General features: G+C 39.3%; 10 protein-coding genes and 2 pseudogenes. 6 read left to right on the top strand and 6 right to left on the bottom strand.

The features are described from left to right. A partial coding sequence (locus ACLFKQ_RS06900) for an FtsK/SpoIIIE domain-containing protein (protein WP_448999093.1) occupies positions 1 to 1061 on the top strand: 1061 nt, incomplete at its 5' end. A gap of 167 nt (positions 1062 to 1228) precedes the next feature. Here ACLFKQ_RS06900 and ACLFKQ_RS06895 read toward each other — a convergent pair. After that, a complete protein-coding gene (locus ACLFKQ_RS06895) occupies positions 1229 to 2134 on the bottom strand; it encodes a DUF6492 family protein (RefSeq protein ID WP_448999092.1) in 906 nt (301 codons plus the stop codon). Between the two features lie 651 nt (positions 2135 to 2785). On the opposite strand from ACLFKQ_RS06895, the gene ACLFKQ_RS06890 reads away from it, so the two are divergent. The 3 genes from ACLFKQ_RS06890 to ACLFKQ_RS06880 all read left to right on the top strand — a co-directional run bounded on the left by ACLFKQ_RS06890 (position 2786) and on the right by ACLFKQ_RS06880 (position 6100). Further along, positions 2786 to 3706, top strand: coding sequence for a bifunctional riboflavin kinase/FAD synthetase (locus tag ACLFKQ_RS06890; RefSeq protein WP_448999091.1), 921 nt, complete (start codon positions 2786 to 2788; stop codon positions 3704 to 3706). Between the two features lie 16 nt (positions 3707 to 3722). Then, a complete protein-coding gene (locus ACLFKQ_RS06885; protein WP_448999090.1) occupies positions 3723 to 4616 on the top strand; it encodes an ATP adenylyltransferase family protein in 894 nt (297 codons plus the stop codon). Between the two features lie 1106 nt (positions 4617 to 5722). Continuing rightward, on the top strand, positions 5723 to 6100 hold the full coding sequence (locus tag ACLFKQ_RS06880) for a hypothetical protein (protein WP_448999089.1): 378 nt from the start codon (positions 5723 to 5725) through the stop codon (positions 6098 to 6100). Positions 6101 to 6103: 3 nt separating this feature from the next. Here the strand turns inward: ACLFKQ_RS06880 and ACLFKQ_RS06875 are convergent. Beyond that, positions 6104 to 7051 (bottom strand): annotated as a pseudogene (locus ACLFKQ_RS06875) (cation diffusion facilitator family transporter). Positions 7052 to 7235: 184 nt separating this feature from the next. Then, on the bottom strand, positions 7236 to 7553 hold the full coding sequence (gene trxA / locus ACLFKQ_RS06870; protein WP_448999088.1) for a thioredoxin: 318 nt from the start codon (positions 7551 to 7553) through the stop codon (positions 7236 to 7238). A 137-nt stretch (positions 7554 to 7690) separates the two neighbouring features. Here trxA and fabG point away from each other — a divergent pair, with 137 nt between their 5' ends. Further along, positions 7691 to 8455: a 3-oxoacyl-[acyl-carrier-protein] reductase gene (gene fabG / locus ACLFKQ_RS06865; protein WP_448999087.1), complete on the top strand. Its 765-nt coding sequence runs from the start codon at positions 7691 to 7693 to the stop codon at positions 8453 to 8455. A 55-nt stretch (positions 8456 to 8510) separates the two neighbouring features. On the opposite strand, the gene ACLFKQ_RS06860 is transcribed toward fabG, so the two are convergent. Then, a complete protein-coding gene (locus ACLFKQ_RS06860) occupies positions 8511 to 9044 on the bottom strand; it encodes a pentapeptide repeat-containing protein (protein WP_448999086.1) in 534 nt (177 codons plus the stop codon). Between the two features lie 379 nt (positions 9045 to 9423). Here ACLFKQ_RS06860 and ACLFKQ_RS06855 point away from each other — a divergent pair, with 379 nt between their 5' ends. Further along, a complete protein-coding gene (locus tag ACLFKQ_RS06855) occupies positions 9424 to 9672 on the top strand; it encodes a hypothetical protein (RefSeq protein WP_448999085.1) in 249 nt (82 codons plus the stop codon). A gap of 198 nt (positions 9673 to 9870) precedes the next feature. Here the strand turns inward: ACLFKQ_RS06855 and ACLFKQ_RS06850 are convergent, their stop codons facing one another. Next, positions 9871 to 10404, bottom strand: coding sequence for a universal stress protein (locus ACLFKQ_RS06850; RefSeq protein WP_448999084.1), 534 nt, complete (start codon positions 10402 to 10404; stop codon positions 9871 to 9873). A gap of 143 nt (positions 10405 to 10547) precedes the next feature. After that, a pseudogene (locus tag ACLFKQ_RS06845) lies at positions 10548 to 10825 on the bottom strand (hypothetical protein); the annotation flags it as partial.

Here is a 10825-nt window from a genome sequence, read left to right as displayed (position 1 = left end):
AAGTGCGATCGGGCTTTAGAATAATGTTAAAGTTAATCAGCAAAGGTATTCTATCTTATTTTGTCTGTTTAAATTGTTTAAGTACCGTTATTCGGATTAAACTCAAACCAGGCAGAGGAGTAAAGGTAGCTGCTATTCTAAAATTAGCGGAAGACATACAAGTACAATTGGGTATTGCTCGTCCTCCTTTAATTGCTACTCAAGCGGGTTATGTTAGCGTCGATCTCCCCCGCGAAGATCGTCAAGTTGATTATATTCAGCCTCGTAAACAACCCGATGGCGCACCCATAACTATTGCTGTGGGAGTCAATTTAAACGGCAAGTTAGTAGAAGTCAATTTAGCCGATCCTAATAACTGTCATTTTTTAGTTGGCGGTATGCCTGGAAGTGGAAAAAGTGAATTTTTGCGATCGCTTCTCCTCAGTCTGATCTATCATCATTCCCCCGAACGAGTCAAAATTGCCCTTGTCGATCCCAAACGAGTAACCTTTCCCGAATTCGAGCAAATGCCTTGGTTACTTTCTCCCATAGTTAAAGATAGTGAGGTTGCTATTTCTCTAATGGAAAAACTCGTAGCAGAAATGGACGAGCGTTATCAATTGTTTGAAACAGCAAAATGTCCACATCTAGATGCCTATAACCGCAAGCAAGGAGCGAACAAACAATTACCCCGTATTGTTTGTATCTTTGATGAATATGCCGACTTTATGACCGATAAAGAAACTCGTCAGGCTTTAGAAGCCAGTATCAAGCGTTTGGGAGGCATGGCAAGGGCAGCAGGTATCCATCTAATTGTCGCTACCCAACGCCCAGAAGCGGGCGTAGTTACCCCCATTATTCGCGATAATCTACCTGGCAGAATTGCCCTTTCTACTTGCGGTAGCGAAGCCAATTCTAAACTAATTTTAGGCGGAACATCTACTGATGCAGCTTATCTATTAGGAAAGGGAGATTTACTTTGTCAAATTGGCGCAGAAACCCAAAGATTACAAAGTTTGTTTGCCGATGCAGATGAACTACTCGACCGTGCTTCTTTCCTACGGTGTGGACTTTTCAATTGAGGCAAGTTTCAACCCCAATGATTATGCTGATTTCCCGGCTATTTCGATCAACGGTTCTATAATTTTTCATTCGCGATCGCTGATATCAAAAGGATAGGCTCATCTTATTATCGATACTGCGTCTAATTGTGTCTGCTTTAAGTCTTGTTTAGTATTAATCTAATTACTTAATTGACAAAGTTTGCCTCGACAAATTTAGAATAACGTTCTACAGGCATTCTAGCTTTGGCTGAGATCATTACTGAAATAGTGTCTGGGGGAATTGTGTCAAAAAACCGCTCTAACTCCTCATTAGACATTGGAGTATCTTTCCAGTATTCGTGACAAATTTTCTGAGAATCGTAGTAGTGCTGCCCCCTTTCTTTTAAAATTGCATCGATGAAAATACCGTAAAGTGTATATTCTGAAAAATGCCAAGAATCAGCAACGGCTTCTATCCATCCTTTACCAGAAATAGTTTCTAGATGCCGATGGAGCACAAATACATTTTCTCTTTTCCAAGTAATCATATTACCCACATAGTTAGCAGTAGGATATTGAACTGGAGCTAATCCTAAGAGACGATTACTCACATTACACCATTTATTGCTCACATTCCACCATTTAATCTGAGTATCGGACAATTGAGTTGGGTTAATAGCTCCTAGCGCTTTCGGTTCGCGAAACATCCTAACTTTACCGTCTTTAACAAAATCTCCAACGTCAAATTGACGTATAAAAGTAACATCTGAATCGACAAAAATTAACACCTCGTCAGTTACGTGTTCGGCGATCGCTAACTTGACAATTTGTTGAAGTAACCAATTACGGATGGGCAAACTTCTAAAACTAAACCAGCCATTTTTGAGCAGAGGAATTTTTTTAACCCACCAGGGTAAAACCGATTCTACGGTAATAATTTGGCGATGTGTTCCCGATAACTGCTGAAATAATTTTAAATCCTGGCGATCGACTACTACATAATGATTTATAGGAGTCAAAGCATACCTATCTATGCTCTTTGATAGTAAACGACATCGTTCGAAGTCAGGGGCATAGCTAGGGGTAATAATGCCAAAACTATATTTTGTCATTTAATCTTGCTGCTTTGTGGTTTTGTCGTATTATAGCAATAAAAAAATAGTTTTTTAGATAAGTGACTTCAATCATAATGTTTTCCCAAACTACTTTAAAAATAAAAAATACGAACTATTTTTCTTACGACATTTTTTTCAAAAGCTTAGTTAAAGTTCCACGCTTTTAGAACTAATTATTCGCCATTTTAACTGAGATGACGATGCGACCCGCAATTGACCAATATCAAAAAATCTGAAAAGATAGGGAATTAAAACGCTATATTTGGATACTGCCAGGATCGCCTATTAAGAGAACTCTCTCATATTTCTAAAGTTTACACTAATTCTACTCAATTAATCAACCATGAAGTAGGGGGTGTAGTTGGTATAGTTGTTGATATTTTTTTGAGTTGCTATTGTTCAGAAAAATACCATGAAAAACGCTTGAAAGGCGCTTCAATCGTCATCAAAATAGATCGAAAAAAACATTTATTTTAAGCTAAACAATTTTATGGGAAATACTTTATCTAGCAACATTCAAGCTAATAAAAAGCTACCTCAAAAGGTAATTACCAAATTAGCCTTAGAGAATTTACTAAGTTAAATCTTTCTTAAAGCTCGCTCCGAGCTTTCGATCGCCCGAATCCAAATTATGTCAGAATGTAAAGCGTGTGGATTGCATCTTCGATAGAACAGATAAAAACTCCAACTGCGATCGCCCTTGGCAACTTTGACGGTATACATCGAGGGCACCAGACAGTGCTGGAACCAATTATCCAACTCAAAAGCGATCGCGCCTCACCGATACATCCTTCTGTAGTTAGTTTTTCACCCCATCCCCGCGAGTTTTTTACTGGCGAAAAAATTAAGCTATTAACTCCCGTAGATGAAAAAGCGCGACAACTGGATAAACTGGGCATCAAACAGTTAGTTTTATTAACTTTTAATCGAGAATTAGCTGCTTTAAGTCCTAGAGAATTCGTCAAACAAATTTTAGTCAGTCAGTTACAGGCTACTCATATTAGCGTCGGAGAAGATTTTCGTTTTGGCAACCAAAGAAAGGGAACTGCAACAGATTTAAAGAATATTGCCACAGCTTTGGGTATCGAAGTATTTCTTAATTCTTTGCATAAATGTTTGGATAATAACGGAGCAGTTCGGGTTAGTAGTTCTCTAATTCGCCAAGCTTTAACCACAGGAGAAGTCGAACGAGCCAACACCATGTTAGCTCGTCCCTATCCTTTAATCGGCAAAGTAGTCATGGGAAGTCAACTAGGGAGAACTATTGGTTTCCCTACTGCCAATTTACAATTACCTCCAGATAAATTTCTGCCGCGCTATGGTGTTTATGCGGTAGAGGTATTATTAAAGCCTACGGTTAAAGGGGTGATGAATATCGGCTGTCGTCCGACGGTAGCAGGAAAAAACCCTACTATTGAAGTACATTTGTTAAATTGGTCGGGAAATTTATATGGTCAAACATTGACCGTAAACTTGAAAAAGTTTTTGCGACCAGAACAAAAGTTTTCCTCTATAGATGCTTTAAAACAACAAATTACCAAAGATTGCCAAGCCGCACTTATAAGTTAAAATCTGGTTTTAATCGATGAATTCCGCAAAATTTTTAGAATCTGGGTCGCTTTGGAAGAAAGTCAAACAGCAGACGCAATATGCTCGTGAATGTGGCGCACTTCAGTCAATTGAAACTAAATATCAACTTATTGAACAAGACGGCATTACTTTTGTGGTTCATACCCTAACCAATTTGATACATAAGGATATAGCCAAGCAACAACAAAAACAGCATGAATCTACTACGGGAAAAAGATTCGATCCTTTTTTACCCTACGAAGAAGATTTATTTGTCAGCGATATTTCTCCTTCTCATTTTTGCTTGCTGAATAAATTTAACGTCGTCGATCATCATCTGCTCATCGTAACTCATGCTTATGAAGAACAGACAAATTTGCTGAATCTAAGTGATTTTGAAGCTTTGTACGCTTGTATGCAAGAGATTGATGGGTTGGGTTTCTATAATGGCGGTAAAATTGCCGGTGCTTCTCAATCACACAAACACTTGCAGCTACTTCCGTTACCAATTGTTCGGGATCTCGAAGGTCTTCCTATTGAAACTGCGATCGCTGCCGCTAATTTTCAAGATTATTTGACTACCATTCCTCATTTTGCCTTTCGTCACGCTATTGCTGCTTTAAATCGGGACTACACTCCTCAAGTAATGCTCGACTACTATTACGTTTTATTAGAAAAAGTAGGTTTGAGAGTAGATAAAAACACTTCACAACAGCCTGGTGCTTATAATCTGTTAGTGACCAATAATTGGATGTTAGTCGTGCCGCGATCGCAAGAAGCCTATCGAGGTATTGCTATTAACTCTTTAGGCTTTGCTGGCTCGTTGTTTGTTAAAGATCGCGCCGCTTGGGAACTGTTACAATCTCTTACGCCGATGAAGGTACTGCATAACGTTGCGATCGAGCATTAAATTCTAGAGAAGTCAGAACAAACCTTATTCTCCAGAATTATATCAATTCTCTAAAAGTTGACTAGATAGAGAATTTGGCTAACCAGTCTTGAGCGATGACTCGATATCTTCCTATGAGTGACGAGGCTTGGGTAATGGTTTGTGCTTGACCGCTTTTGAGGAGATAGAGGAGCTGGATTCGTTCTTTTCCTGAACCAGTTCCTTAAGAGTTCCTTGAATTCGGATTCGGTTTCTGTTATCTCTAGTTGATAGATTCCTGCCATTGTTTGGGATACCCAACTCAACTGAAGAGATCGTTGCCCATCGCTAGTCTCCTTTTCAAGAATTGGGATTACTTAAAAGCTGGAAACATCTCCCTGGAGCACTACTCGTTAATAGCCTCTATCTCAATCTGCTGAACATCTTTAAAGTAACTATTCCTGACAAACATATAAAAAAGATCCCTCCAAGAAAAATTACCAGATGAGCGATTGGTCCCAATCCCAAACGAAGCGTAAACAACCAGCAAAATAAGCTTGTTGTTACAAACAGTACTAAAATTGATATTAAAAAATTCATGATTAAAATTATTATTGATATACAAACAATAGCGGGATCGGTGTAAGTTTGTAAACAGTTATGACTGACGAATGAGATTACGAAAACTTATTAATCGATAATTATCGCTGCAACGAAATATTAATATTTGCTTTTTATCAAATTATCAGATTAACTATCAATCGATCTATAGCAGTTCTCAAATAAGTGAGGTATACTTCGACCTCTCATCAGTTTCCAATTAATAATTAACGAGCGATGATTGACTAGGATCTTGACTGTATCTCGTCCATCTGAGAAACGCTATATCTAGTTTTAAGAATATGCGATGGCAACTATAAAGTAGGAAAATCTTCCTCCGCTACCAAGTTTTGTCAAAAGGATGAATTAAAAAGTCGTAAATTTTTTGATAATTGTTTACTTCGTTAGATAGAGGTAGACTTTTGTCATTTTCTGCTAAAAAAGTTTTAAGTATGCGGCAATAACACCTAGAAAAGACTTTTTTATTTTCGGTTATTGTCATTAATCTCGATTTATAAAAACCAAGAATTAACTTTACATAGTACATTATGGCTGCTGAAGAACAACCCAAATACATTAATCGCGAACAAGACCAATTCGATAAAGACCTCAATCCCAATCCTATGGCTGGCAGAAATATCGGTCCAGAAGCTTACCAATCTGGAAGGTTCGAACGGACAGCAAGAGATATAGATGAGCTACAGCAGAAGTTAGAAGGCTTTAGCAATGATGAGTTGGGACAAATTCCCATCCTCAAACCAGGTACTCGTCTCAAACAAGGTGCAACCTACATCAACCTTAACGATCCCGCCCGTCGGGAATTTACGGCAATGGGAGATATGGAAGCTGATGAGAACAATCTATTCGTACCTAAAGATGAAGTGGGGTATCTTATTTGGAATCGTTTGATTGGGGCAGAAAAATAAGGTTTAATGATGGCTATTGTCTTCAAGTTTTGGGTTTTCGTTTTCTGAAACTAAAGTACAAGAACAATTAGAATAGCTTGTCTCTAGTTGTATAGTTGTATGTTCGATCGCGAAATGTTCGTGCAGTTGTTGACTAATCTGGTTTAAAAAGGGATCGCTAGGATAACCTTCGGGCATTACTAAATGTGCGGTCAAAGCAGTTTCTGTCGTACTCATTGCCCAAATATGCAGGTCGTGAACTCGAGCGACTCCAGGAAATTCGGTTAAAAATGTTTCTACTGCTTGTGGTTCGATTGTTTGAGGTACGGCATCTAAGGACAATTTCAAAGAGTCTAAAAATAGTTGCCAGGTGTTGACGATTACTACTATAACGATAATCAAGCTGATAACAGGATCGAACCAAGACCAACCCGTAGTAAGAATAGCAATACCTGCCAAAACGACTCCTAAAGACACTAATGCGTCTGCTGCCATATGGAGAAATGCGCCACGAATATTGAGATCTCCGTGACGACCAGACATAAACATTAGGGAAGTTGCGGTATTAATTACCACTCCTATTGCCGCTACCACGATAATTGTCGTACCCGCAACCGAACTAGGATTGACTAAGCGTCGAATAGCTTCACTGGCGATACCTCCCATTACCACCAACAAAATCGAGGCATTTAATAATGCAGCCAGAATTGAAGAACGTCGCTACCCATAAGTAAAGCGATTTGATGGCGGACGCTGCGCCAACCAGCTAGCACCCCAAGCGATTAAAAGTCCCAGAACATCGCTGAAATTATGTCCTGCATCGGCAAGTAGTGCTAAAGACTGAGTTAAAAAACCAAATACACCTTCAATGGCGACAAATCCCACATTGAGAACAGTTCCAATAATAAAAGCGCGACTGTAATTAGTAGGTTGCTGATGGGAGTGATGATTATGACCGTGATGATGAGTCATGTTAAACTTTGGAGTCGCGATCGCTATAAATTAACTAAGTTACTGATTTTACCAACAAGATAAACGATAATTGCTCGTAGCGAAGCAGTAGATTGAGGAATCTTATAACTTCAGCACTCGACATCCCAGCCAAATGCTAAGAAACTAAAACCCAGTTTGCGAGGGAACTTGCCCGACTGAAACTTTAGATCGAAGAATTCAAACGCTGCACTAACTGGGGTGCTTGCAAAACACCCTCAATCCGGTCGATAGGCTCGCCGTTTTTAAATAAGACTAAAGTAGGTAAGGCTTCAATATGATATTGTGAAGCAAGCTGGGGATATTTATCCGTATCGATTTTAATTACTTGCAGGCGATCGCGTAACTGCGCTCCTACCTGTTCGAGAATCGGACTCATCATCTGACAAGGACCGCACCAAGTCGCATAAAAATCAACCAATACTGGCTTGGAAGAATTTTCTAACAGGTCTTGGAAACTAGAGAATTGCTTTTTGACTGCCATAGATTGTAATTACTGAATAATAGAAGAGGACTATTTAATCTAGTCTTAGGTACCCATCGAACTATATGATAGCTAAATTGCAGTGGGATCTTTCACCTACGTTCTAGTTTTTTAAGCTTATAGATGAGAAGCAAATTATGAACTTACTACCAGAAAATTTACAACATCTCAAAGACCGAGTTGCCATTGTCACTGGTGCCTCAAGAGGTATAGGTAAAGCGACTGCCCTAGCTCTAGCGACTCAAGGAGCCAAAGTAGTAGTAAACTATGCCAGTTCCAGTAGTGCCGCTGAAGAAGTAGTAAGCGCGATCGCTGAGGCAGAAGGAGAAGCAATTGCCATACAGGCTGATGTTTCCCAAAGCGATGCTGTAGACAATTTAGTTAAGCAAACCCTAGATAAATTTGGGCGGATTGATGTTTTGGTTAACAATGCAGGTATTACCAAAGACAACCTCTTATTGCGAATGAAGCCCGAACAGTGGCAAGCCGTGATCGATCTCAATCTCACTGGAGTTTTTCTTTGTACCAAAGCCGTAAGTAAAATTATGCTCAAACAGCGTAGCGGTAGAGTTATTAACGTTGCCTCAGTAGCAGGGCAAATGGGTAACCCAGGTCAAGCTAACTATAGTGCGGCGAAAGGGGGAGTAATTGGCTTTACCAAAACCGTTGCTAAGGAATTAGCCAATCGTGGTGTTACCGTCAATGCAGTAGCACCGGGATTTATCGAAACCGATATGACCGAAGAACTTAAGTCAGAGGAAATAATTAAATTAATTCCTCTCGGTCGTTATGGGAAACCAGACGAAGTTGCAGGAACAATTTGCTTTCTCGCTGCCAATCCAGCTGCCGAATATATCACCGGACAGGTGTTTAATGTCGATGGCGGAATGGTAATGGCTTAGCAGTAATCATTTTATACTACAGATTGAATTAATAACCGATTACTGTTAAGATAATTCAACTACCAGACCAAGTAACCCAATGATGGGAAGTTCCTTTTTGGGTTCTCTCACCTCGATCTAAATAGGCTTTTTGCAACTTAGCACCTTGAACCACTGCTACGCTGAGATCGGTTCCAGCCAATCTAACATCGCTGAGATCGGCTTCAGTTAAATCCGTTCCATTGAGATCGACATCAGTCAAATTGGTATTGGATAAATTAGCTCCATGCAAGTTAGCACATCGTAAGTCTGCACCACTTAAATCTGCACCGCTCAAATCTGCACCGATTAATTCTGCTCCAATTAGGTTGATTTCTGAAAGATTGGCACCAATAAGATTAACGTGATTGAGTTCAGCATCAGTTAGATTTGCCTGTTTTAAGCAAGCACCACTAAGATCGGCATGGCTGAGATCGGCATGACTCAAGTCCGCCCTAGTCAGATTAACTCGGGTCAAGTTAACGCCGTTTAAATTAGCCGAATGCAAACTTACACCTGTAAAATCCAATTGTTTATTTTTGTATTTCCGAAGAAGTTCTTTGACTTTCATGACAACTTTGTTCTCTAACTAAAGTAGGTTTGTTGCTAGTAATTTCTCCAGCCAATTTTGATGGGTAGATTGCATTTTCAAGTTGGGAGCTATTTTTTCCTAAATTAATTATGAGTGGTTGGAATTAACTAGATAAAGTACTAGCTGTGAGTTTCAGAATAAAACAAAAACTTGAAGAAATTGTGAGGGGATCGATAAATTTTGTTGTAATCGATCGAATAGTATCTCGGGATCGCTTCTAGGGATTTTTACTCCCCATAAGTATTTACTACTGAAAATAAATTTTTTCAATCGTAGTTGCTCACAACTTCCTTAGATTTGTCAGCTAACCTTGATATTAGATTGAAGCAAAACTATCGAGGCGACCAAATTTACAATCATGAGTATTTTAGCTATCTGTCCTTGTTGTTCCAACACGATGCTGCACTATATCAGTCACCATAGAGATTACTGGTTTTGTCGTAGCTGTTGGCAAGAAATGCCTAATTTAGCCGAGATCGATCGCCATAATCATCAAGCTGTAAGAACTCCTCTGTTTTCACATCAAAGTCTTTCCGTACATCGTCAAAAACAGATTGCCAATTTAACTTTGAAACGTGAGAAAGTAAAACCGCCAGTATTAGTTTGACTGGTACATGAAACAGTCTCTATAAGTGAGATTTCTAAAGGCAAAAATCACTATAATTTGGGTTTTATAAACTGTCGGAGCGAGTCAAAATAAAGACAGCTAAATAGCCCATATGTATTGGGTTAGGGCAAAGCGCAAACTAATGAAAGCTCTTTTGCGAGCAATTTTTCCCTGACCCAATCTAGGCAAGCTAATTGCCTAATTGCTTTGAATGGTAGTTTCAAGCTCATCCTCTACAGAAGTTAAGTCTGAATTATTATCCGAGTCAGTGCGTACGATTAATACCGAACAAGGTCCATGATGGGTAACGTAGTTACTTACGCTACCGAGAAACATTTCTTGAAGACCAGTGAGTCCGCGACTACCCACTAAAATCAGATCGGCTTGCCAAGTTTTAGCTAGTTGGCAAATGGAACGTCCTGGATTGCCTGTTATCTGGCTATACTCAGTTTTGATTCCTTCCTCAGTTGCGCGATCGCTGAGAGCATGTAGAAAATCTAGACCCAATTGTCGATGCTGTGCCAATTTTTCTTGATAAACTTCGTAACTGCGGTCTTCTACCAGAGGATGATAAGCATAAGCAGGAAGCTGCAGATAATCCGATTCGTCTTCAGATAAGACGTGCAGTATCATCAATTGAGCTTTAGTAGTTTTAGCTAGAGCTATAGCCGAATCAAATACAGCTTGATTTCTTTCCGAACGGTCTAGAGCAACTAAAATCTTGTCAAACATTATTTTTTCCCTCTTAAATTTCTCTTCAGCTTCAAAAGCTGGTATTTGAAATAGGTTTGTAGTTTTAGTTATAGCTACCTAATTTGAGGAACTTGTGAAGATTTACCACTTCTCAATTAACAATAAATTCTCATTCACCTACCTTATTCTCTTTGCATTTTAGAGCTAAAGAGCAAACTTGCCACCGCATAAACCAAAAATCCTACAGCCATCCCTGGTAGCACTTCGTACAACGCACCTGATAAACCCAAACCCGACTTCCAGAATAAAGTTGCTGCAATTCCTGCTAACATAACAGCGATCGCTACAGGAGTAATTATTGGTTTTTCAAATACTCGTAAAATTAATAAAACTCCCAAACCAGAGGCTAGGTTCTGTTGACGTAAAGAGGCAAAGATGAGAAAGTACCTGAAGTTGCTGA

This window comes from Myxosarcina sp. GI1(2024), from assembly GCF_053543375.1.
The sequence above is the reverse complement of the archived record's forward strand: the minus strand, read 5'-3'. Positions and strand labels throughout refer to the sequence as shown.

Coding starts and splice junctions, on each gene's coding strand:
- ACLFKQ_RS06895 (WP_448999092.1), bottom strand. CDS start 2,134: ATGACAAAATATAGTTTTGGCATTATTACCCCTAGCTATGCCCCTGAC.
- ACLFKQ_RS06885 (WP_448999090.1), top strand. CDS start 3,723: ATGAATTCCGCAAAATTTTTAGAATCTGGGTCGCTTTGGAAGAAAGTC.
- ACLFKQ_RS06880 (WP_448999089.1), top strand. CDS start 5,723: ATGGCTGCTGAAGAACAACCCAAATACATTAATCGCGAACAAGACCAA.
- trxA (WP_448999088.1), bottom strand. CDS start 7,553: ATGGCAGTCAAAAAGCAATTCTCTAGTTTCCAAGACCTGTTAGAAAAT.
- fabG (WP_448999087.1), top strand. CDS start 7,691: ATGAACTTACTACCAGAAAATTTACAACATCTCAAAGACCGAGTTGCC.
- ACLFKQ_RS06860 (WP_448999086.1), bottom strand. CDS start 9,044: ATGAAAGTCAAAGAACTTCTTCGGAAATACAAAAATAAACAATTGGAT.
- ACLFKQ_RS06855 (WP_448999085.1), top strand. CDS start 9,424: ATGAGTATTTTAGCTATCTGTCCTTGTTGTTCCAACACGATGCTGCAC.
- ACLFKQ_RS06850 (WP_448999084.1), bottom strand. CDS start 10,404: ATGTTTGACAAGATTTTAGTTGCTCTAGACCGTTCGGAAAGAAATCAA.